This window comes from Pseudomonas sp. NPDC086251 (assembly GCF_044746405.1).
Taxonomy (GTDB): domain Bacteria; phylum Pseudomonadota; class Gammaproteobacteria; order Pseudomonadales; family Pseudomonadaceae; genus Aquipseudomonas.
The window spans coordinates 1-22,193 of record NZ_JBIVBY010000032.1 but is presented as its reverse complement, the minus strand read 5'-3'; the positions used below and the strand labels follow the sequence as shown (position 1 = coordinate 22,193).

17 protein-coding genes are annotated in these 22,193 nt (G+C 60.5%); 12 read left to right on the top strand and 5 right to left on the bottom strand.

Annotated elements, in window-relative coordinates; genetic code table 11:
• Positions 1-27 precede the first annotated feature (27 nt).
• From ACIPL2_RS28160 to ACIPL2_RS28145, 4 genes are all read left to right on the top strand, one after another.
• Positions 28-630 (top strand): DsbA family protein, encoded by a 603-nt coding sequence (locus ACIPL2_RS28160; protein WP_177333688.1) that lies wholly within the window; start codon positions 28-30, stop codon positions 628-630.
• The gene (locus ACIPL2_RS28155; protein WP_401362055.1) at positions 623-2,440 is read left to right on the top strand and encodes an ABC transporter ATP-binding protein; all 1,818 of its coding nucleotides are present in this window, start codon (positions 623-625) and stop codon (positions 2,438-2,440) included. The genes ACIPL2_RS28160 and ACIPL2_RS28155 overlap by 8 nt, the downstream gene beginning before the upstream one ends.
• Positions 2,441-2,565: 125 nt before the next feature.
• The gene (locus ACIPL2_RS28150; RefSeq protein WP_401362053.1) at positions 2,566-5,025 is read left to right on the top strand and encodes an EAL domain-containing protein; all 2,460 of its coding nucleotides are present in this window, start codon (positions 2,566-2,568) and stop codon (positions 5,023-5,025) included.
• A gap of 45 nt (positions 5,026-5,070) precedes the next feature.
• Positions 5,071-5,865: a TenA family transcriptional regulator gene (locus ACIPL2_RS28145; protein ID WP_401362050.1), complete on the top strand. Its 795-nt coding sequence runs from the start codon at positions 5,071-5,073 to the stop codon at positions 5,863-5,865.
• Positions 5,866-6,000: 135 nt separating this feature from the next.
• Here ACIPL2_RS28145 and ACIPL2_RS28140 read toward each other — a convergent pair whose 3' ends face one another.
• The 5 genes from ACIPL2_RS28140 to ACIPL2_RS28120 form a co-directional block, all read right to left on the bottom strand.
• A complete protein-coding gene (locus ACIPL2_RS28140) occupies positions 6,001-6,927 on the bottom strand; it encodes a GGDEF domain-containing protein (RefSeq protein ID WP_401362047.1) in 927 nt (308 codons plus the stop codon).
• Positions 6,928-7,300: 373 nt separating this feature from the next.
• Positions 7,301-8,041 (bottom strand): YciK family oxidoreductase, encoded by a 741-nt coding sequence (locus ACIPL2_RS28135; RefSeq protein WP_401362045.1) that lies wholly within the window; start codon positions 8,039-8,041, stop codon positions 7,301-7,303.
• A gap of 143 nt (positions 8,042-8,184) precedes the next feature.
• Complete coding sequence (gene mupP, locus ACIPL2_RS28130) at positions 8,185-8,856, bottom strand: N-acetylmuramic acid 6-phosphate phosphatase MupP (protein ID WP_401362042.1); 672 nt, start codon at positions 8,854-8,856, stop codon at positions 8,185-8,187.
• A gap of 4 nt (positions 8,857-8,860) precedes the next feature.
• Positions 8,861-9,559, bottom strand: coding sequence for a bifunctional 2-polyprenyl-6-hydroxyphenol methylase/3-demethylubiquinol 3-O-methyltransferase UbiG (gene ubiG / locus ACIPL2_RS28125; protein ID WP_056856461.1), 699 nt, complete (start codon positions 9,557-9,559; stop codon positions 8,861-8,863).
• A gap of 59 nt (positions 9,560-9,618) precedes the next feature.
• A complete protein-coding gene (locus ACIPL2_RS28120) occupies positions 9,619-10,953 on the bottom strand; it encodes a TRZ/ATZ family hydrolase (protein WP_401362038.1) in 1,335 nt (444 codons plus the stop codon).
• 108 nt (positions 10,954-11,061) lie between these two features.
• Here ACIPL2_RS28120 and mtnA point away from each other — a divergent pair, with 108 nt between their 5' ends.
• The 8 genes from mtnA to ACIPL2_RS28080 form a co-directional block, all read left to right on the top strand.
• Positions 11,062-12,138 carry an S-methyl-5-thioribose-1-phosphate isomerase gene (mtnA, locus tag ACIPL2_RS28115; RefSeq protein WP_401362035.1) on the top strand — a complete coding sequence of 359 codons (1,077 nt, stop codon included), beginning with the start codon at positions 11,062-11,064 and terminating at the stop codon, positions 12,136-12,138.
• Positions 12,139-12,561: 423 nt separating this feature from the next.
• Complete coding sequence (gyrA, locus tag ACIPL2_RS28110; protein WP_401362032.1) at positions 12,562-15,231, top strand: DNA gyrase subunit A; 2,670 nt, start codon at positions 12,562-12,564, stop codon at positions 15,229-15,231.
• Between the two features lie 228 nt (positions 15,232-15,459).
• Positions 15,460-16,545: a 3-phosphoserine/phosphohydroxythreonine transaminase gene (gene serC / locus ACIPL2_RS28105; protein WP_401362030.1), complete on the top strand. Its 1,086-nt coding sequence runs from the start codon at positions 15,460-15,462 to the stop codon at positions 16,543-16,545.
• Entirely contained in the window at positions 16,545-17,639 is a 1,095-nt protein-coding gene (gene pheA, locus ACIPL2_RS28100) for a prephenate dehydratase (protein ID WP_007899727.1), read from the top strand. Before serC ends, pheA begins: the two co-directional genes overlap by 1 nt.
• 10 nt (positions 17,640-17,649) lie before the next feature.
• Positions 17,650-18,762: a histidinol-phosphate transaminase gene (gene hisC / locus ACIPL2_RS28095; protein WP_401362027.1), complete on the top strand. Its 1,113-nt coding sequence runs from the start codon at positions 17,650-17,652 to the stop codon at positions 18,760-18,762.
• A gap of 28 nt (positions 18,763-18,790) precedes the next feature.
• Positions 18,791-20,998: a bifunctional prephenate dehydrogenase/3-phosphoshikimate 1-carboxyvinyltransferase gene (locus ACIPL2_RS28090; protein WP_401362197.1), complete on the top strand. Its 2,208-nt coding sequence runs from the start codon at positions 18,791-18,793 to the stop codon at positions 20,996-20,998.
• On the top strand, positions 20,995-21,684 hold the full coding sequence (cmk, locus tag ACIPL2_RS28085; protein WP_401362024.1) for a (d)CMP kinase: 690 nt from the start codon (positions 20,995-20,997) through the stop codon (positions 21,682-21,684). Before ACIPL2_RS28090 ends, cmk begins: the two co-directional genes overlap by 4 nt.
• A 120-nt stretch (positions 21,685-21,804) precedes the next feature.
• A partial coding sequence (locus ACIPL2_RS28080; protein WP_401362021.1) for a S1 RNA-binding domain-containing protein occupies positions 21,805-22,193 on the top strand: 389 nt, incomplete at its 3' end.

The window sequence follows — 22,193 nt, the reverse complement described above, 5'->3', positions numbered from 1 at the left end:
CGCCGCCTGCTCTATGTGATGGACCCGATGTGTTCCTGGTGCTGGGGCTTTGCGCCAGTGGCCAATGCGCTGGTCGAGCAGGCGCAGGCAGCGGGTGTCGACGTGCACCTGGTGGTGGGCGGTTTGCGCACCGGCAGTGGTTCGGCGCTGGAACCGACCACCCGACGCTATATCCTTGAACACTGGCAGGCGGTCACCGAGGCCACCGGCCAGCCGTTCAAGCGTGAAGGTGCGTTGCCTGACGGTTTTGTCTACGACACCGAGCCTGCCTGTCGGGCACTGGTCACGGCGCGCAGCCTGGCGCCGGATTGCGCGTGGAAACTGCTCGGGCTGATCCAGCACGCGTTCTACGCCGAAGGCCGCGATGTCACCCACGCCAGTGTGCTGGTGGAACTGGCGGAGCAGGCCGGTCTGCCGCGCATCGAGTTCGCCGCAGCGTTCGACCGTGCCGACATGCACGCCGCAACCGCAGCCGATTTCACCTGGGTCCAGGACCTGGGCATTGCCGGTTTCCCTACTTTGCTGGCAGAGCGTGATGGTCAATTGGCGCTGTTGACCAATGGCTATCAACCTCTGAGCGTACTGTCACCGCTGCTCGGCCGTTGGCTGGAGCGCGCTGCCTGTGCATGATCTGCCCGACAACGCCGCAACCGCTCCACGTGTCGATCGTCTGAGTTGGGCGGAAATCCGTCGGCTGGCCCTTCATCACAAGAAATCCCTGTGGATCGCCAACGGCGTGGCCGTGCTGGCGACCCTGTGCAGCGTGCCCATCCCCTTGCTTCTGCCGTTGCTGGTGGACGAAGTCCTGCTGGGCCACGGTGACACCGCGCTGAAGATCATGAACCACGCGCTGCCTGATGGCTGGCAGAAAGCGGCGGGCTACATCGGCCTGATGCTGCTGGTGACCTTGACCCTGCGTTGCGCGGCCTTGCTGTTCAACGTGCTGCAAGCGCGGTTGTTCGCGGCGCTGGCCAAGGACATCGTGTACCGCATTCGCGTGCGCCTGATCGAACGGCTCAAGCGTATCTCGCTGGGTGAATACGAAAGCCTGGGCAGCGGCACGGTCACCACGCACCTGGTGACCGACCTCGATACCCTCGACAAATTCGTCGGCGAAACCCTCAGCCGCTTCCTCGTGGCGATGCTGACGCTGGTCGGCACCGCGGGCATTCTGGTGTGGATGCATTGGCAACTGGCGCTGCTGATCCTGCTGTTCAACCCGCTGGTGATCTACGCCACGGTGTTGTTGGGCAAACGGGTCAAACACTTGAAGAAACTCGAGAACGACAGCACCTCGCGCTTCACCCAGGCGCTGACTGAAACCCTCGATGCCATTCAGGAAGTACGGGCCGGCAACCGCCAGGGGTTTTTCCTAGGGCGCCTCGGCCAGCGTGCCCGGGAAGTGCGCGATTACGCGGTGAACTCCCAGTGGAAAACCGATGCTTCGAACCGTGCCAGCGGTTTGCTGTTCCAGTTCGGCATCGATATTTTCCGCGCGGCGGCCATGCTCACCGTGCTGTTTTCCGACCTGTCCATCGGCCAGATGCTGGCGGTGTTCAGCTACCTGTGGTTCATGATCGGTCCGGTGGAACAGCTGCTGAATCTGCAATACGCCTTTTACGCCGCCGGTGGTGCGCTATCGCGGATCAACGAGTTGCTCGCCCGGGCCGATGAGCCGGAGTATCCGGGTGGAGTCGATCCGTTCAACGGTCGTGAGACCGTGGGTATCGAAGTCCAGGGCTTGAGTTTCGGTTACGGCGACGAGCTGGTGTTGAACCAGATGGACCTGTCCATCGCCCCCGGCGAAAAAGTGGCGATCGTCGGCGCCAGCGGTGGCGGCAAAAGCACGCTGGTGCAATTGCTGCTGGGCTTGTACACGCCGTTGGCCGGGACCATCCGCTTCGGCGGTTCGACCCAACAAGAGATCGGCCTGGAAACCGTGCGGGAAAATGTCGCGGTGGTTTTGCAACATCCGGCGCTGTTCAACGACACCGTACGGGCCAACCTGACCATGGGCCGCGAACGCAGCGACGAGGCCTGCTGGCAGGCGCTGGAAATCGCCCAGCTGCACACCACGGTCCGCGAGTTGCCCAATGGCCTGGACAGCATCGTCGGACGTTCCGGCGTGCGCTTGTCCGGCGGGCAGCGTCAACGCCTGGCGATTGCGCGAATGGTCCTGGCCGAACCGAAAGTGGTGATCCTTGATGAAGCTACGTCGGCACTGGACGCGGCCACTGAATATAACCTGCACCAGGCGCTGGCGCGTTTCCTGAGCAACCGCACCACGCTGATCATTGCTCATCGCCTGTCCGCGGTGAAGCAGGCTGACCGTGTCCTGGTGTTCGACGGCGGGCAGATTGCCGAGGATGGCGACCATCAGCAATTGATCGCCGAGGGTGGTTTATACGCCAAGCTGTATGGGCATTTGCAACAGTTGTAGCCATCCGGGCCGCATCACGCCGGCCGGGCAAGGTTTGCCGCTTGCCGGGAGCGAAATCGCCACCTAGTCTAGCGGTAGCGATCTTGTCCGGACGACGATCGAGCAGTGCTAAAACAAGGGACCTCATGAATCAAACGCGGACTCTCGGAACGCCACGGTTGTTGGGCATCGTCTGGCCATTCATCGCCGTTGTGTTATTTCAAGCCCTGCTGGGCGGCGTCAGCCTGTACGTTCTGTCGGCGGTTCGCGGCTACGTTGCCGGTGAAAGCCTGTGGTCGAAGGGCCAGAAAGACGCCATCTATTACCTCAATCTGTACGCCGACAGCCGCGACGAATCGATTTTTCTCAAATACCAGAACGCCATTTCCGTGCCTCAGGGCGGCCATGAATTGCGCGTCGCCCTCGATCAGCATCAACCGGATATCGAGGCGGCACGCCTGGCCATTCTCAAGGGCGGCAACCACCCGGATGACGTCTCCAGCCTAATCTGGCTGTACCTCAATTTCCGGCACTTCAGTTACCTCGAAAAAGCCATCGACCGCTGGACCGTCGGCGACGCGTATCTGGTGCAACTCGACAACGTTGCGCAGGAGATGCATCAGCGCATCGCCGCGAGTCAGGCCACCGAGGGCGACGTCAAACGCTGGAAGGAACAGATATTCGCCATCAACGACGGCGTGAGTCCGGCGGCGAAGGCCTTCAGCGATGCCTTGGGCGAAGGCTCGCGGGTCATCCTGCGCCTGCTGCTGGTGACCAACCTCGCCACCGCGCTGGGCTTGATTGCGTTGGCCTTGATGCGCACGCACAAACTGCTCAAGCAGCGCCATGCGTTCGCCGAAGCCCTGCAGTTGGAGAAAGACCGGGCGCAGATCACCTTGCAGTCGATTGGCGATGGGGTGATTACCACGGATGTCGCCGGCGCGATTGCCTACATGAACCCGGCTGCCGAAGCGTTGACCCACTGGAAGGCTGAACAGGCGACGGGGCTGCCGTTGGCGGCATTGTTCAATCTGCTGGACGAGAATGCCCAGGCCGATGGCTTTACGTTGATCGAGCACATCTTGAGCGGTCAACTCAGCGGTGGCAGCGAACATTCCAAATTGATCCAGCGCCTGGATGGCAGCACGGTGTCGGTCACCCTGGTGGGGGCGCCGATCCGCAATGCCGGAAAAGTCAGCGGCACTGTGCTGGTGCTGCACGACATGACCCAGGAGCGGCAATACATTGCCAATCTGTCGTGGCAGGCAACCCATGATGCCTTGACCGGTCTGGCCAACCGCCGCGAGTTCGAATATCGCCTGGAACAGGCGCTGCATAACCTGACGCGATATTCGGGGCGTCATGCCCTGATGTTCCTCGATCTGGATCAGTTCAAGCTGGTCAACGACACCTGTGGCCATGCGGCCGGTGACGAGTTGCTGCGGCATATCTGCGCGTTGCTGCAATCGGGTTTGCGCGAAGGCGATACCCTGGCCCGCTTGGGCGGCGATGAGTTCGGCATTTTGCTGGAAAACTGTGCGCCGGAGTCGGCGGAGAAGATCGCCGAGAGCCTGCGCCAGACCGTGCAAAACCTGCATTTCGTGTGGAAAGGTCGACCGTTCGTGACCACCGTGAGTATCGGGCTGGTGCATGTCACTCAGAACCCGACCACCCTCGAAGCTTCGCTGCGCGCGGCCGACATGGCGTGCTACATGGCCAAGGAAAAGGGCCGCAACCGGGTACAGGTCTATCACGCCGACGACTCGGAACTGTCGCTGCGTTTCGGCGAAATGGCGTGGGTGCAGCGCTTGCACATCGCGCTGGAGGAAGACCGCTTCTGTCTGTATTCCCAGGAAATCGCGCCCTTGGGGCATGTCGAGAAGGGCGGCGGGCATATCGAAATCCTGTTGCGCCTGCATGACGAAGCCGGGCGCATGATTCTGCCCGACAGCTTTATCCCGGCGGCAGAACGTTATGGCTTGATGACGTCGCTTGATCGCTGGGTTGTCGAGAACGTGTTCAAGATCATCGCCCAGTGCATCGCCGAAAAGCGCAAGGGACCGCTGGCCATGTGTGCGATTAATCTGTCAGGCACCACCATCGGAGATGAGGCGTTCCTGGACTTTCTGCGGGAAAAGTTTGTTGAGTACGCGATACCGCCGGAAATGATTTGTTTTGAAATTACCGAAACCAGTGCCATTTCAAATCTTGGAAGTGCAATCAGGTTTATCAATGAACTCAAAGGTTTAGGCTGCCATTTTTCGCTGGATGATTTTTGTGCCGGAATGTCCTCGTTCGCCTACTTGAAACATTTGCCTGTAGACTTCCTGAAGATCGACGGGAGTTTCGTAAAGGATATGCTGGACGACCCGATTAACCGCGCCATGGTCGAAGTGATCAATCACATCGGTCATGTCATGGGTAAACGTACGATTGCCGAGTTTGTAGAAACACCCCAGATCGAGCAGGCATTGCTGGAGATCGGGGTCGATTACGCTCAAGGGTATGTCATCGAACGCCCGCATCTGTTTACCTGCGACAGTTTACAAAGTCGTCCTGCCAGGCCTCAGCCCTTGTTATTCAAGGCGCCGGGCACGTTCCGTTGAAATCTCTTGCTGATCCTTACAATCACAATCAAAAGGAGCTCGACAGTGATCGACACATTCAACCGAACCGGACCACTCATGGAAGCTGCAAGTTATCCCGCCTGGGCTCAGCGCCTGATCCAGGATTGCAGTGAGAGCAAGCGCCGGGTTGTCGAACACGAACTGTATCAGCGTATGCGTGATAACAAACTCAGCGCAAAAACCATGCGTCAGTACCTGATTGGTGGCTGGCCGGTTGTCGAACAGTTCGCATTGTATATGGCACAAAACCTCACCAAGACCCGCTTTGCCCGCCATCCCGGCGAGGACATGGCGCGCCGCTGGCTGATGCGCAACATTCGTGTCGAATTGAACCACGCCGATTACTGGGTGAACTGGAGCCATGCACACGGCGTCAGCCTGGAAGATCTGCAAGCGCAACACGTTGCCCCTGAACTGCACGCCCTGAGCCACTGGTGCTGGCACACCAGTTCGGCGGATTCGCTGATCGTGGCGATTGCCGCTACCAACTACGCCATTGAAGGCGCGACCGGCGAGTGGTCGGCGCTGGTGTGTTCCACGGGCGTCTACGCCGCCGCTTTCCCGGAAGAAGACCGCAAGCGGGCCATGAAGTGGTTGAAGATGCATGCCCAGTATGACGATGCCCATCCGTGGGAAGCACTGGAAATCATCTGCACGCTGGCAGGCATGAACCCGAGCAAGGCGCTGCAAATGGAATTGCGCCAGGCCGTCTGCAAGAGCTACGACTACATGTTCCTGTTCCTGGAGCGTTGCATGCAACTGGAACACGGCGAACGAACGCCGGTAGCCCGTGAGCGCAAGGAACTGGCGGAAAGCTGATCTGAAGATCACGCAATAAAACTGTGGGAGCGAGCCTGCTCGCGATAGCGATCTACCGATCAACGACGATGTTGACTGATAGACCGCTTTCGCGAGCAGGCTCGCTCCCACATTTGTTTTGTGGTGTGGGTGGGATTAGCCCGCCATCGCCAACCGGTTACGCCCTTCGCGCTTGGCCACATACAGCGCGCTGTCCGCCCGTCGCAACAGGCTCTCCGCAGACTCGCCCGGCAACAGGGTCGAGCAGCCCAGGCTGACCGTCAGGCCGATCGATTGGCCATCGGCCGAATATTCCGCGGTTTGCGTCGCGAAACGCAGGCGTTCACCGACCATGGCCGCGGCTTCGCGGCTGGTGTTGGACAGCAGGATCAGAAACTCTTCGCCACCAAACCGGAACACCATGTCGACATTGCGCAACTGGCTTTTGATCGAGGCGGCAACCGCCTTGAGCACATCATCGCCGGCACTGTGGCCATGGTTGTCGTTGATGTGTTTAAAGTGGTCGATGTCCAGCATCAGCAACGACAAGGGTTGCAGGTGCCGGCGCGACATGTCGATTTCCCGTTGCAGGGTCTGATCCATGGCGATGCGGTTGCCCGTGTTCGTCAGCGGGTCGCGCAAGGCGCTTTGCGTGGCGGCGCGGTAGAGCAGGGCATTGCGCATCGGATACAGCAACGCGGACAGCAGCGACTCGAGGTTGCCCTGTTCCAATTCGCTGAAGCGCAGGTTCCGGCGAAACACCAATTCACCCAGATGCTCGCCTTCGTGGCTGAGGCTGTAGCTGAGCGAATGACGGCCGCGCAGGCCGAGCTCCAGGCGCAAATCACTAGACGTGTGCTCGTAGCTCAAGGCATCGAGCGGTACAAGTTTCTGAATTTCACGGAAGAAGAGGCCGAGAATGCGTTGCGGCTCAAGACTGGTTTGCAGTTGCAGGCTCAACTGTTGGCGCAGCTGCGCGAGACTGATGGGCCTCTCCAGAAGGACGGGCTGATGACCAAAGCCCAGGCGTTGCAATTTGGCACTATCAAAGTCAATTGCGTTGGTCTGGGAAGGTGATTTCATATGGCATGCGCCCCTAAGCAGTAAGGCTGTCTTACAAGCTGGGTGAGAGCGGCTTTGGGCTGCGCGTCATACTGGTCCGTCAGTCCCGTAGGACATTTCGTACAAGTCTAATCTGCTTTTCGGAAGATTAGTAACCAATTGACTCCAGCACTGCACCATTTGCTACCACGCGGCGTGTCTGAGCCTATGTAGAGCGAAAGTCATGCCATTCGGTTCAATTGAATAAAATTCGCTCTAAATCAACCGTCCTGGAATGTTGCGGCGCAAGGGGAGCGCGTCGGTGACATTTGTTTGACTGGAAACAGCAGAAGTTGCAACGCGCTTCGAGTGCCGCGACGGGAAGTCGTCGCGGCACAAAAGCGACGCGCGGGCGTTACTGAGCGTTGAACGCCTGGCCGTTGATGCCAGTGCTGTCCGGCCCCATCAGGTAGAGGTAGACCGGCATGATCTCCTCGGGCGTCGGGTTGTTCAGCGGGTTTTCACCCGGGTACGCCTGCGCGCGCATGCTGGTGCGGGTGGCGCCGGGGTTGATGCTGTTGGAGCGCACGGGGGCAACGGTGTCGACTTCGTCGGCGAGGGTTTGCATCAAGCCTTCGGTGGCGAATTTGGAGACGCCGTAAGCGCCCCAATACGCACGACCCTTGCGACCGACGCTGCTGGAGGTGAACACCACCGAGGCGTCCTGAGACAGCTTGAGCAGCGGCAGCAAGGTACTGGTGAGCATGAACATGGCGTTGACGTTGACGTGCATGACGCGCATGAAGTTCTCGCCGGACAGCTGTTCGATCGGCGTGCGTGGCCCAATGATCGATGCGTTGTGCAGCAAGCCGTCGAGGTGGCCGAATTCGCTTTCGATCATCGCCGCCAGTTCATCGTATTGATGGGGCAGGGCGGTTTCGAGGTTGAACGGGATCACCGCCGGCTGTGGATGGCCGGCAGCTTCGATTTCGTCGTAGACCTGAGTCAGGTTGGCTTCGGTCTTGCCCAGCAACAACACCGTGGCACCGTGCGCCGCGTAGGTTTTCGCGGCGGCAGCGCCGATGCCTCGACCAGCGCCGGTGACCAGGATGACCCGGTCCTTGAGCAATTCAGGGTGGGCAGAATAATCAAACATAAAAAACCTCACAAAATCGAAATACGGGCGACTTTGTAGGAGCGAGCCTGCTCGCGATGGTCGTCAACGATAACGCGGTAAGCCTGACACCCAGCGGCGTTCTCGGGTTTTTCGCGAGCGAGCTCGCTCCTACAAACTCAGGCTCAGCAGCTGCACAAAGCGCTGTCGAGCACCTTGCGCAACTCCAGCGGATGATCGACCACCACATCCGCGCCCCAGTGCCGTGGGTTGTCGTCCGGGTGAATGTAGCCAAAGGTCACGGCGGCGGTCTTGGTGCCGGCATCGCGTCCCGACTCGATATCGCGCAGGTCATCGCCCACGAACAACACGCTGGCCGGATCGAGGTTGAGCATCTTGCACGCCAGAATCAACGGCTCCGGGTCCGGTTTGCTGTTCTTCACGTGATCCGGACAGATCAGCAGCGCCGAGCGCTCGGCCAGCCCAAGTTGCTGCATGATCGGCTCGGCGAAGCGCAGCGGCTTGTTGGTGACCACGCCCCAGATCAGGTTGGCTTTCTCGATGTCGGCCAACAGTTCACCCATGCCGTCGAACAGTTTGCTGTGAACCGCGCAACCCACCAGGTAGCGCTCCAGGAACTCCAGGCGCAATGCCTCGAAGCCTGGTGATTCCGGGTCCATGGAGAAGGTCACGGCGACCATCGCCTTGGCGCCGCCGGAAATCTCGTCGCGAATATGCTTGTCGTTGATCGGCGGCAAGCCACGATCGGCGCGCATGGCCTGACAAATCGCAATGAAGTCCGGCGCGGTGTCGAGCAGGGTGCCGTCCATGTCGAAAAGGACTGCTCTGATACGCATCGGCTTACTCCTCGCGCAGGGTCTGGATCATGTAGTTGACGTCGACATCCGACGCCAGTTTGTAATGCTTGGTCAGCGGGTTGTAGGTCAGGCCGATGATGTCCTTGACAGTCAAGCCGGCCATGCGGCTCCAGGCACCCAGCTCGGAAGGGCGGATAAATTTCTTGAAGTCGTGGGTGCCGCGCGGCAGCAGCTTCATGATGTATTCGGCACCGACGATGGCGAACAGGTACGCCTTCGGATTGCGGTTGATGGTCGAGAAGAACACCTGGCCGCCGGGCTTGACCATGCGGAAGCAGGCGCGGATCACCGAGGACGGATCCGGCACGTGTTCGAGCATTTCCAGGCAAGTGACCACGTCGAACTGCTCGGGCATTTCCTCGGCCAGGGCTTCGGCGGTGATCTGCCGGTATTCGACGCTCACGCCCGATTCCAGCTGATGCAATTGCGCGACCGCCAGCGGCGCTTCGCCCATGTCGATGCCCATCACGGTCGCGCCGCGCTGGGCCATGGCTTCGCTGAGGATGCCGCCGCCGCAGCCGACGTCGAGGACTTTCTTGCCGGCCAGACTGACCCGCTCGTCAATCCAGTTGACCCGCAATGGGTTGATGTCGTGCAGCGGTTTGAACTCGCTTTCGCGGTCCCACCAGCGATGGGCCAGGGCTTCGAATTTGGCGATTTCGGCGTAGTCGACGTTGCTCATGGTTTAAGTCCTCTAAAACTTGAAAAAATCCTTTTGCCCCGGCGTTAGCTCCGGGGTGCTTACAATTCGGTATGACCGCTGATGCGCTGGCCCCAGGCCTTGGCGGTGGCGCAGAGCTGTTCTTCATCCAGGCGGGTCAGGCGACGGTCGTCGAGCAGTTGCTTGCCGGCGACCCAAAGGTGTTTCACGCAATCGCGGCTTGTGGCGTATATAAGCTGCGAAACCGGGTCGTAGATCGGTTGCTGCGCCAGGCCCGAGAGGTCGAACGCGACGATGTCTGCGGCTTTGCCGACTTCCAGCGAGCCGACTTCAGCTTCGATGCCCAGTGCCCGGGCGCCGTTGAGCGTGGCCATGCGCAGGGCGCTATGGGCGTTCAGTGCGGTGGCCGAGCCGGCGACGGCTTTGGCCAGCAGGGCGGCGGTGCGGGTTTCGCCGAGCAGGTCGAGGTCATTGTTGCTGGCGGCGCCATCGGTGCCGACGGCCACATTGACGCCCGCTTGCCACAGGCGCTCAACCGGGCAGAAACCGCTGGCCAGTTTCAGGTTCGACTCAGGGCAATGAATCACGCTGGTGTTACTTTCTACCAGCAGCACCAGGTCTTCATCGCTGATCTGCGTCATGTGCACGGCCTGAAAGCGCGGCCCCAGCAAGCCCAGGCGCCCGAGGCGGGCCAAGGGGCGCTCGCCGCGCTGCTCGACCGATTGCTGCACTTCGAAAGCGGTTTCATGCACGTGCATGTGAATCGAGGCGTCCAGTTCTTCGGCGATCACCCGGATTTTCTCGAGGTTTTCGTCGCTCACGGTGTAGGGGGCGTGAGGGCCGAAGGTGATTTTGATGCGCTCGTGGTGCTTGAGATCGCCGAACAATTCGACACCCTGACGAATGGCGTCGTCCGCCGTGCTGGCGCCCGGGATCGGGAAATCGAGGATCGGAATGGCGATTTGCGCGCGGATGCCGCTGTTATGGACGCACTCGCTGGCAACCTTCGGGAAGAAATACATGTCAGAGAAGCAGGTGATGCCACCTTTGATCTGCTCGGCGATGGCAAGGTCGGTGCCATCGCGTACAAAGGCTTCGTCGACCCACTTGGCTTCGGCCGGCCAGATGTGGTTTTCCAGCCAGGTCATCAGCGGCAGATCATCGGCCAGGCCGCGGAACAGCGTCATCGCCGCATGCCCGTGGGCATTGATCAGGCCGGGACTGAGCAGCACGTCCGGCAGTTCACGAACTTCAGTTGCGTTAAGCTTCAGCGCAGCCGCACGCGGGCCGATAAAAACGATGCGCCCGTCACGGATGCCGAGGGCGTGCTCCTTGAGGACAACGCCAGCAGGTTCGACGGGTACCAGCCAGGTCGGCAGCAACAGCAGGTCGAGCGCAGCAGCAGTGTTCGGCATCGAAGGTCGGTTCCAGTGCTTTTGTAAAGGATGGCGAAGTATACCCGAGCGTCTTCGCGGGGGGATCGCTATAATCGGCGGCTTTTGTTCATGAGTGCGGGGTGAGGGATGCGCGATCGACTGTTGGCTGCGGAGAAAGTGAAGGCCATCGATTGGCGTGATGGCGCCCTGTACCTGCTGGATCAGCGTATTTTACCGTTCGAAGAAACCTGGATCGCCTACACCAGCGCCGCTGGCGTGGCCGAAGCCATTCGTTCGATGGTCGTGCGCGGCGCACCGGCCATTGGCATCACTGCCGCCTACGGCGTGGTGCTGGCCGCTCGCGCCCGGTTTGCTCAGGGCGGTGAATGGCAAGCGGCGCTGGAAGAGGATTTCGCGCTGCTGGCCGACTCCCGTCCGACCGCGGTCAACCTGTTCTGGGCGCTTGGCCGCATGCGCGACCGGCTGGAGCGCCTGAAGCATCACGCCGATCCGCTGGCGGTGCTGGAAGCCGAAGCCATCGCCATTCATGAAAGTGATCGCGAAGCCAACCTGACCATGGCGCAGCTGGGTGTCGACCTGATCCGCAAGCACCAGGGCAATGCCCAGGCGATCCTGACTCACTGCAACACCGGCGCACTGGCCACCGGCGGCTTCGGCACGGCGCTGGGGGTGATTCGCGGGGCGTTCATTGAGGGCATGGTCGAGCGCGTGTATGCCGATGAAACCCGTCCATGGCTGCAAGGTTCGCGATTGACCGCGTGGGAATTGGCCAACGAGGGCATTCCCGTGACTGTGAATGCCGACTCCGCCGCGGCGCACATCATGAAAACCAAAGGCGTGACCTGGGTCATCGTGGGTGCCGACCGGATCACCGCCAATGGTGATGTGGCCAACAAGATCGGTACCTATCAGCTGGCGGTGAACGCCATGCACCACGGTGTGCGCTTCATGGTGGTGGCGCCGAGCTCGACCATCGACATGAACCTGGCCAGCGGCGACGACATTCCCCTCGAAGAGCGTGATGGTCGAGAATTGCTGGAAGTCGGCGGCAAGCGGCTCGGGGCCGACGTTGACGCGTTCAACCCGGTGTTCGACGTGACCCCGGCGGACTTGATCGATGCGATCGTCACTGAAAAAGGCATCGTCGAGCGCCCGGACACCGCGAAAATGGCGCAGTTGATGTGCCGTAAGCGGTTGCATTGATGATCGTTAGCGCCTGATAGATCGCTTTCGCGGGCAAGCCTCGCTCCTACAGGTTGCACATTTCTGTAGGAGCGAGGCTTGCCCGCGAAGAACGATGACTCGGTCTGCTTCTCCTCCTGCCCCATATTTTGCTGATAAATAGGGGGTGTGACGTCTCTAAGCCTCTCTCGTCCGCTTCAAGCCTGTCACCGGTCAACTAACTATGCTCCATGCGCATCAGGGGGATAGGTGCGTGGCGGCTCTTGTGATAACATCCGGCGTTTTCCGAGGCAGTCCCGCGGGGTTGTCTTTACTGCGCAGATCCATGGCATAACTCGTTGATTTGTCGTAAGTCGGTGCATGGCACTCAGCCTGCGTCGGCGAGCTTCGTTCGTCCCATATGGATGTGACGAAGTTTCACCAGAAAAAGGAATCAGGCTTCTCATGGGCGAACTGGCCAAAGAAATCCTCCCGGTCAATATCGAAGACGAGCTGAAGCAGTCCTACCTCGACTACGCGATGAGCGTAATTGTCGGGCGGGCACTGCCGGATGCGCGCGATGGCTTGAAGCCCGTGCACCGGCGTGTGCTGTTCGCGATGAGCGAGCTGGGCAACGACTTCAACAAGCCGTACAAGAAATCTGCCCGTGTTGTCGGTGACGTGATCGGTAAGTATCACCCTCACGGTGATACCGCGGTGTACGACACCATCGTTCGGATGGCGCAGCCATTCTCCCTGCGCTACCTGCTGGTAGACGGTCAGGGCAACTTCGGTTCGGTGGACGGCGACAACGCCGCGGCCATGCGATACACCGAAGTGCGCATGACCAAGCTGGCGCACGAGCTGCTGGCTGACCTGCACAAAGAAACCGTGGACTGGGTGCCGAACTACGACGGCACCGAAATGATCCCGGCGGTCATGCCGACCCGTATTCCCAACCTGCTGGTCAACGGCTCCAGCGGTATCGCCGTGGGCATGGCGACCAACATTCCGCCGCACAACCTCGGTGAAGTCATCGACGGTTGCCTGGCCCTCATCGACAACCCTGAGTTGACCATCGATGAGCTGATGCAATACATCCCCGGTCCGGACTTCCCGACCGCCGCGATCATCAACGGTCGCGCCGGCATCATCGAAGCCTACCGTACCGGTCGCGGGCGCATTTACATGCGTGCCCGCTCGATGATCGAAGACATCGACAAAGTCGGTGGCCGCCAGCAGATCGTCATCACCGAACTCCCTTACCAGCTGAACAAGGCCCGTCTGATCGAGAAGATCGCCGAGCTGGTGAAAGAGAAGAAGCTCGAAGGCATCACCGAACTGCGCGACGAGTCCGACAAGGACGGTATGCGCGTCGTGATCGAGTTGCGTCGCGGCGAAGTGCCTGAGGTGATCCTCAACAACCTCTACGCCCAGACCCAGCTGCAAGCGGTATTCGGTATCAACATCGTCGCGCTGATCGACGGCCGTCCGCGGATCCTGAACCTCAAGGACCTGCTGGAAGCCTTCGTTCGTCACCGCCGCGAAGTCGTCACCCGTCGTACCGTGTTCGAACTGCGTAAAGCCCGCGAACGTGGCCACATCCTCGAAGGTCAAGCGGTTGCCCTGTCGAACATCGACCCGGTCATCGCCCTGATCAAGGCGTCGCCGACCCCGTCGGAAGCCAAGGAAGCGCTGATCAAGACCGCGTGGGAATCCAGTGCTGTAGTGGCGATGGTTGAACGTGCCGGTGCCGACTCGTGCCGTCCGGAAACCCTGGACCCGCAATACGGCCTGCGCGAAGGCAAGTACTTCCTGTCCCCGGAACAGGCGCAAGCCATCCTGGAACTGCGTCTGCACCGCCTGACCGGTCTGGAACACGAGAAGCTGCTGGCCGAGTATCAAGAGATCCTCAACCAGATCGGCGAACTGATCCGTATCCTCAGCAGCGCCACGCGCCTGATGGAAGTGATCCGCGAAGAGCTGGAAGTGATCCGCGCCGAATACGGCGACGTGCGCCGCACCGAAATTCTCGATGCCCGTCTCGACCTGACCCTGGGTGACATGATCCCGGAAGAGGAGCGCGTCGTGACCATCTCCCACGGTGGCTACGCCAAGACCCAGCCATTGGCTGCGTACCAGGCTCAGCGTCGTGGCGGTAAAGGCAAATCGGCGACCGGCGTCAAGGATGAGGACTACATCGCTCACCTGCTGGTCGCCAACAGCCACACCACGCTGCTGCTGTTCTCCAGCAAAGGCAAAGTGTACTGGCTGAAAACCTACGAAATCCCGGAAGCGTCCCGCGCTGCCCGTGGTCGTCCGCTGGTCAACCTGCTGCCGCTGGACAGTGATGAATACATCACCACCATGCTGCCGGTCGAGGAATACACCGAAGGTCACTTCATCTTCATGGCCACAGCCAAAGGCACCGTGAAGAAGACCCCGCTGGAATCCTTCAGCCGTCAACGCAGCGTCGGCCTGATCGCGCTGGAGCTGGATGAAGGCGACGTACTGATCTCCGCGGCCATTACCGATGGCGAGCGCGAAGTCATGTTGTTCTCCGACGGCGGCAAGGTGACTCGCTTCAAGGAAACCGACGTTCGCGCCATGGGCCGTACCGCTCGTGGTGTTCGCGGCATGCGTCTGCCGGAAGGCCAGAAGCTGATTTCCATGCTGATCCCGGAAGAAGGCAGCCAGATCCTCACCGCTTCGGCCCGTGGTTTCGGCAAGCGCACGGCGATCACTGAATTCCCTGAGTACAAGCGTGGCGGCCAAGGCGTTATCGCCATGGTCAGCAACGACCGTAACGGCCGTCTGGTCGGCGCGGTCCAGGTGCTCGACGGCGAGGAAATCATGCTGATTTCCGACCAGGGCACTCTGGTTCGTACCCGTGTCGACGAAGTCTCCAGCCTGGGTCGTAACACCCAGGGCGTGACCCTGATCAAACTCGCCAGCGATGAAACACTGGTCGGTCTGGAGCGGGTTCAGGAGCCGTCGGAAGTCGAGAGCGAAGAGCTTGAAGGTGAGGAGCTCGAGGGCGAAGAGGGTGCAGTGTTCGACGGTGAAGTCGTGATCGACGACGTTGCCGAAGACCAGCAACTCGACGCCGCCGCCGACGAAGAACCACAGGAGTAAGCGGGCAAACAGGGGGCGGATGAAAATTCGCCCCCTTGTTGTTTGTCTGTAATGAAATTTCGACGCCCATGGAGATCGAGTGTGGGAGCGGGCTTGCTCGCGAAGACGGACTGACATTCAACATCGATGTCGCCTGTTACACCGCTTTCGCGAGCAAGCCCGCTCCCACATTGGATCTGCGTCGACTGATATGTTTGCGTGACCCACCAAATCAGAGCGAGATTGGATGTGAGCAAGAGAGCCTATAACTTCTGTGCCGGTCCTGCGGCACTTCCCGAAGCTGTCCTGCAGCGCGCCCAGGGTGAACTCCTTGACTGGCACGGCAAGGGCTTGTCGGTCATGGAAATGAGCCATCGCAGTGATGAGTTCGTGTCCATCGCCACCAAGGCCGAGCAGGATCTGCGTGATCTGCTGAATATCCCCTCGAACTATAAAGTGCTGTTCCTGCAAGGTGGCGCAAGCCAGCAATTTGCTCAGATCCCTCTGAACCTGTTGCCGGAAAACGCTACCGCCGACTATATCGACACCGGTATCTGGTCGCAGAAAGCCATCGAAGAAGCTTCGCGCTACGGCAACGTCAATGTGGCCGCTACCGCCAAGCCTTACGACTATTTCGCTATTCCCGGTCAGAACGAATGGAGCCTGTCGAAAGACGCCGCCTACGTTCACTACGCACCGAACGAAACCATTGGCGGTCTGGAATTCAACTGGGTCCCGGAAACCGGTGACGTTCCGCTGGTGGCCGACATGTCCTCGGACATCCTCTCGCGCCCGATCGATGTCTCGCGCTTCGGCATGATCTACGCCGGCGCCCAGAAAAACATCGGCCCGAGCGGCATCGTCGTCAACATCGTTCGCGAAGACCTGCTGGGTCACGCCCGTTCCCTGTGCCCGACCATGCTCAACTACAAGGTCGCGGCCGATAACGGCTCGATGTACAACACCCCGCCGACACTGGCCTGGTACCTCTCGGGTCTGGTATTCGAGTGGCTGAAGGAGCAGGGTGGTGTTGAAGCCATCGGCAAGCTCAATGAAGTGAAACAGCGCACGCTGTACGACTTCATCGACGCCAGCGGCCTGTACAGCAACCCGATCAACAAGTCGGACCGCTCGTGGATGAACGTGCCATTCCGTCTGGCGGACGACCGTCTCGACAAGTCGTTCCTGGCCGGTGCCGAAGAGCGTGGCCTGTTGAACCTCAAGGGTCACCGTTCCGTGGGCGGCATGCGTGCCTCCATCTATAACGCCGTCGATATCGTTGCGGTCAACGCACTGGTTTCGTACATGGCAGAGTTCGAGAAGGAACACGGCTAATGTCTGAGCAAGAACTCAAGGCACTGCGCCTGCGCATTGATGCCCTGGACGAGAAAGTCCTGGAGCTGATCAGTGAGCGCGCACGCTGCGCCCAGGAAGTTGCGCGAGTAAAGATGGCCTCGCTGGCCGAAGGCGAAGTGCCGGTGTTCTATCGTCCTGAGCGTGAAGCTCAGGTGCTCAAGCGCGTGATGGAGCGTAACCAGGGGCCGCTGGGCAACGAAGAGATGGCGCGACTGTTCCGCGAAATCATGTCCTCGTGCCTGGCCCTCGAGCAGCCGCTGAAAGTGGCTTACCTCGGCCCTGAAGGCACCTTCACCCAGGCGGCGGCCATGAAGCACTTCGGCCACGCCGTGATCAGCAAGCCAATGGCGGCGATCGACGAAGTGTTCCGCGAAGTGGCGGCCGGTGCGGTGAACTTCGGCGTGGTCCCGGTGGAAAACTCCACCGAAGGCGCGGTCAACCACACCCTCGACAGCTTCCTCGAGCACGACATGGTCATCTGTGGCGAAGTCGAGTTGCGCATTCACCACCACCTGTTGGTCGGCGAAAACACCAAGACCGACAGCATCAGCCGCATTTATTCCCACGCCCAGTCCCTGGCCCAGTGCCGCAAGTGGCTGGACGCGCATTACCCGAATGTCGAGCGCGTGGCGGTGTCCAGCAACGCCGAAGCGGCGAAGCGGGTCAAGGGTGAGTGGAACTCGGCGGCGATTGCCGGCGACATGGCCGCAGGCTTGTACGGGCTGACCCGCCTGGCCGAGAAAATCGAGGATCGCCCGGACAACTCCACGCGATTCCTGATGATCGGCAGCCAGGAAGTGCCGCCGACCGGCGACGACAAGACTTCGATCATCGTCTCCATGAGCAACAAGCCCGGCGCGCTTCACGAGTTGCTGGTGCCGTTCCACGACAACGGCATCGATCTGACACGGATCGAGACCCGTCCGTCGCGCAGCGGTAAATGGACCTACGTGTTCTTCATCGACTTCGTCGGCCACCACCGCGACCCGCTGGTAAAAGGTGTGCTGGAAAAGATCAGTCAGGAAGCAGTAGCACTCAAAGTGCTGGGTTCCTACCCGAAAGCAGTTCTCTAAGGGGTAGCAAATGAGTGGTGACTTCCTCGCTCTGGCACAGCCGGGCGTGCAACAACTTTCGCCTTATGTTCCGGGCAAGCCCGTGGACGAACTGGCGCGCGAGCTGGGCATCGATCCAGCCAATATCATCAAGCTGGCGAGCAACGAAAACCCGTTGGGCGCCAGTCCCAAGGCACTGGCGGCCATTCGCGAAGCGTTGGCCGAGCTGACCCGTTATCCGGACGGCAACGGTTTTGCGCTGAAAAGCCTGCTGGCCGAGCAGTGCCGCGTCGAACTGAATCAAGTGACGCTGGGCAACGGTTCCAACGACATTCTGGAGCTGGTCGCCCGAGCCTACCTGGCGCCGGGCCTGAACGCGGTGTTCAGTGAGCATGCGTTCGCGGTCTATCCGATCGTGACCCAGGCCGTTGGCGCCCAGGCGAAAGTGATCCCGGCCAAAGACTACGGTCATGATCTGCCGGCCATGCTGGCCGCGATCGACGCCAACACCCGCGTGGTGTTCATTGCCAACCCGAACAACCCAACCGGTACCTGGTTCGACGCCGAAGCTCTGGACGAATTCCTCCAGGACGTCCCGGAGCACGTGTTGGTGGTGCTGGACGAGGCCTACATCGAATACGCCGAAGGCAGCGACTTGCCGGATGGTCTCGACTATCTCGCGGCGTACCCGAACCTGCTGGTTTCGCGCACCTTCTCCAAGGCCTATGGCCTGGCGGCGTTGCGGGTCGGTTACGGTTTGTCCACCGCCGTGGTCGCCGACGTGCTGAACCGTGTACGCCAGCCGTTCAACGTCAACAGCCTGGCCCTGGCCGCGGCTTGCGCTGCGCTGCAGGACACCGAGTACCTGGCAGAAGGCCGTCGCCTGAACGAATCCGGCATGCAGCAACTGGAAGCAGGTTTCCGTGAGCTGGGGCTGAGCTGGATTCCGTCGAAGGGTAACTTCATCTGCGTCGACGTCGGTCGTGTTGCCCTGCCTGTTTTCCAGGGCTTGCTGCGCGAAGGCGTGATCGTGCGTCCGGTGGCCAACTACGGCCTGCCGAACCACCTGCGCATCACCATTGGTCTGCCGGCGGAAAACAGCCGCTTCCTCGAGGCACTGACCAAGGTTCTGGCTCGTGGTTGATGTCACTGCACTGCAATCTGCTGCACCTATGATCGGTCGCCTGGTGGTGGTCGGCCTGGGGTTGATCGGCGGTTCGTTTGCCAAGGGTTTGCGCGAGAGCGGCCTGTGCCGCGAAGTGGTCGGGGTCGATCTCGATCCGCAGTCACGCAAGCTGGCGGTTGAGCTGGGTGTGGTGGATCGCTGCGAAGAAGACCTGGCCGTCGCGTGCCAAGGCGCCGACGTGATTCAACTGGCCGTGCCAATCCTGGCCATGGAAAAAATGCTCGGTCGCTTGGCCGGCATGGACCTGGGGCAAGCGATTCTGACCGACGTCGGCAGCGCCAAGGGCAATGTGGTGCGCGCGGCGACCGAAGCGTTTGGCGGTATGCCGTCGCGTTTCGTGCCGGGGCATCCGATTGCCGGTTCCGAGCAGAGCGGGGTGGAAGCTTCCAACGCCGACCTGTTCCGTCGCCATAAAGTGATTCTGACGCCGCTGGATCAGACCGATCCGGCAGCCCTGGCCGTGGTCGATCGGTTGTGGCGCGAATTGGGCGCCGATGTCGAGCACATGCAGGTCGAGCGTCACGACGAAGTGCTGGCGGCGACCAGCCATTTACCGCACTTGCTGGCCTTCGGTTTGGTCGATTCGTTGGCCAAGCGCAATGAAAATCTTGAGATCTTCCGTTACGCTGCGGGCGGTTTCCGCGATTTCACAAGAATCGCCGGAAGCGACCCGGTGATGTGGCACGACATCTTCCTCGCCAACCGCGAAGCTGTCCTGCGCACACTCGATACATTTCGCAGCGACCTCGACGCCTTGCGCGACGCGGTCGATGCAGGGGATGGGCACCAATTGTTGGGCGTATTCACTCGCGCCCGGGTTGCCCGCGAACATTTCAGTAAAATCCTGGCCCGCCGGGCTTATGTGGACGCTATGAACTCCAACGACCTGATTTTCCTGGCACAACCTGGTGGCCGCCTGACTGGGCGGATTCGTGTACCGGGCGATAAATCGATTTCCCACCGTTCGATCATGCTGGGCTCCCTGGCCGAAGGCGTCACCGAAGTGGAAGGTTTCCTTGAGGGCGAAGATGCCCTGGCGACGCTGCAAGCTTTCCGTGACATGGGCGTCGTGATCGAAGGTCCGCACCATGGTCGCGTGACCATCCACGGCGTCGGCCTGCATGGCCTGAAACCAGCGCCGGGCCCGATCTACCTGGGCAACTCCGGCACCTCGATGCGTCTGCTGTCTGGCCTGTTGGCTGCGCAGAACTTCGACAGCACCCTGACGGGCGACGCTTCGCTGTCCAAGCGTCCGATGAATCGCGTGGCCAATCCGCTGCGTGAAATGGGCGCTGTGATCGAGACCGCTGCCGAAGGTCGTCCACCGATGACCATTCGCGGTGGCAACAAACTCAAAGGCCTGACTTACACCATGCCGATGGCCAGTGCCCAGGTTAAATCCTGCCTGCTGCTGGCGGGTCTGTACGCCGAAGGCAAGACCACCGTCACCGAGCCTGCACCGACCCGCGATCACACCGAGCGCATGCTGCGTGGCTTCGGCTATCCGGTCACCGTCAACGGCGCGACCGCGTCGGTCGAGTCCGGGCACAAGCTGACCGCGACCCACATTGAAGTGCCGGGCGATATCTCGTCATCGGCCTTCTTCCTGGTGGCCGCTTCGATCGCCGAAGGCTCGGAACTGGTGCTCGAACACGTCGGCATCAACCCGACCCGTACCGGCGTGATCGACATCCTGCGCTTGATGGGCGCCGACATCACCCTGGAAAACCAGCGTGAAGTCGGTGGCGAACCGGTAGCGGACCTGCGCGTACGTGCAGCTAAACTCAAGGGTATCGAGATTCCGGAAGCGCTGGTTCCACTGGCTATCGACGAATTCCCGGTGCTGTTCGTGGCCGCAGCGTGTGCCGAAGGGCGCACCATCCTGCGCGGCGCTGAAGAGCTGCGCGTCAAGGAGTCGGACCGCATTCAGGTCATGGCCGATGGCTTGCTGGCGCTGGGCGTCAAGTGCGAACCGACCCCGGACGGCATCATCATCGATGGCGGCCAGATCGGCGGCGGCGAAGTGCACGGTCACGGCGATCACCGGATTGCCATGGCCTTCAGCGTGGCTTCGCTGCGCGCCACGGCGCCGATCCGCATCCATGATTGCGCCAACGTCGCGACGTCGTTCCCGAACTTCCTCGCGTTGTGCGCGCAGGTCGGTATCCGTGTTGCCCAAGAGGCTCAGTCGTGATTATCAAGCCACCGGTCATTACCATCGACGGCCCAAGCGGGTCGGGCAAGGGCACCATTGCCGGGATTCTGGCCAAGCGTCTTGGCTGGTGCCTGCTGGATTCCGGTGCGTTGTACCGTTTGTTGGCGTTCGCAGCGCGTAACCATGGCGTCGATCTGACCAATGAAGAGTCGCTGAAGCTGTTGGCCGCTCATCTGGACGTGCAGTTCGTCGGCGCGACCGAAGGTCATCCGCAGCGAATCATCCTCGAAGGTGACGATGTCACCGACGATTTGCGTAACGAACAAGTGGGCGCCTGGGCTTCCCAGGTGGCCGCGTTGCCGGCGGTGCGCGACGCGCTGCTGCAGCGCCAGCGGGCATTCCAGGAGGCTCCGGGCCTGGTGGCCGATGGCCGCGACATGGGCACGGTGGTTTTTCCGGACGCGCCGCTGAAGATATTCCTCACTGCCAGTGCCGAGGAGCGTGCGCGCCGTCGATACTTGCAGTTGAAGGGCAAAGTCGATGGTGTTAGTCTGTCGAGTCTGCTAGATGAGATACGTGCACGCGATGAGCGTGACACCCAGCGAGCGGTAGCCCCGCTCAAGCCGGCGGCTGACGCCATTCAGCTGGATTCCACGGAATTATCCATCGACCAGGTGCTGGAACGCATCATGAGCGAGATCGCCATTCGCGATATCGCCGGGTGACCAAGAAACACCGTAGGGGACCAGTCATAGTCTTGTGGTGCTTCTTCTAATGAACATAACCCACGTCGTCTGGGACGTGGAGATGGGCGTATCCTTCGCCCTTATTCAACAGGAATTAAAATGAGCGAAAGCTTTGCGGAACTCTTTGAAGAAAGCCTAAAAACCCTGAACCTTCAGGCAGGCTCCATCATCACCGGTGTTATCGTTGATATCGATTACCAAGCTCGCTGGGTAACCGTTCACGCTGGCCTGAAGTCTGAAGCACTCATCCCGCTTGAGCAGTTCTACAACGATGCTGGCGAACTGACTATCAACGTCGGTGACGAAGTTCACGTTGCTCTGGACTCGGTTGAAGACGGCTTTGGTGAAACCAAGCTGTCCCGTGAAAAAGCCAAGCGCGCTGAATGCTGGATTGTTCTGGAAGCAGCCTTCGCAGCCGAAGAAGTGGTCAAGGGCGTTATCACGGGTAAGGTTAAAGGCGGCTTCGGAGTCGACGTTAACGGCTTCCG

Excerpts from the sequence above, each read along its gene's own strand:
- ACIPL2_RS28160 (WP_177333688.1), top strand. The coding sequence starts at position 28 with ATGTGTTCCTGGTGCTGGGGCTTTGCGCCAGTGGCCAATGCGCTGGTC.
- ACIPL2_RS28150 (WP_401362053.1), top strand. The coding sequence starts at position 2,566 with ATGAATCAAACGCGGACTCTCGGAACGCCACGGTTGTTGGGCATCGTC.
- ACIPL2_RS28140 (WP_401362047.1), bottom strand. The coding sequence starts at position 6,927 with ATGAAATCACCTTCCCAGACCAACGCAATTGACTTTGATAGTGCCAAA.
- ACIPL2_RS28135 (WP_401362045.1), bottom strand. The coding sequence starts at position 8,041 with ATGTTTGATTATTCTGCCCACCCTGAATTGCTCAAGGACCGGGTCATC.
- mupP (WP_401362042.1), bottom strand. The coding sequence starts at position 8,856 with ATGCGTATCAGAGCAGTCCTTTTCGACATGGACGGCACCCTGCTCGAC.
- ubiG (WP_056856461.1), bottom strand. The coding sequence starts at position 9,559 with ATGAGCAACGTCGACTACGCCGAAATCGCCAAATTCGAAGCCCTGGCC.
- ACIPL2_RS28120 (WP_401362038.1), bottom strand. The coding sequence starts at position 10,953 with ATGCCGAACACTGCTGCTGCGCTCGACCTGCTGTTGCTGCCGACCTGG.
- mtnA (WP_401362035.1), top strand. The coding sequence starts at position 11,062 with ATGCGCGATCGACTGTTGGCTGCGGAGAAAGTGAAGGCCATCGATTGG.
- gyrA (WP_401362032.1), top strand. The coding sequence starts at position 12,562 with ATGGGCGAACTGGCCAAAGAAATCCTCCCGGTCAATATCGAAGACGAG.
- pheA (WP_007899727.1), top strand. The coding sequence starts at position 16,545 with ATGTCTGAGCAAGAACTCAAGGCACTGCGCCTGCGCATTGATGCCCTG.
- hisC (WP_401362027.1), top strand. The coding sequence starts at position 17,650 with ATGAGTGGTGACTTCCTCGCTCTGGCACAGCCGGGCGTGCAACAACTT.
- ACIPL2_RS28090 (WP_401362197.1), top strand. The coding sequence starts at position 18,791 with ATGATCGGTCGCCTGGTGGTGGTCGGCCTGGGGTTGATCGGCGGTTCG.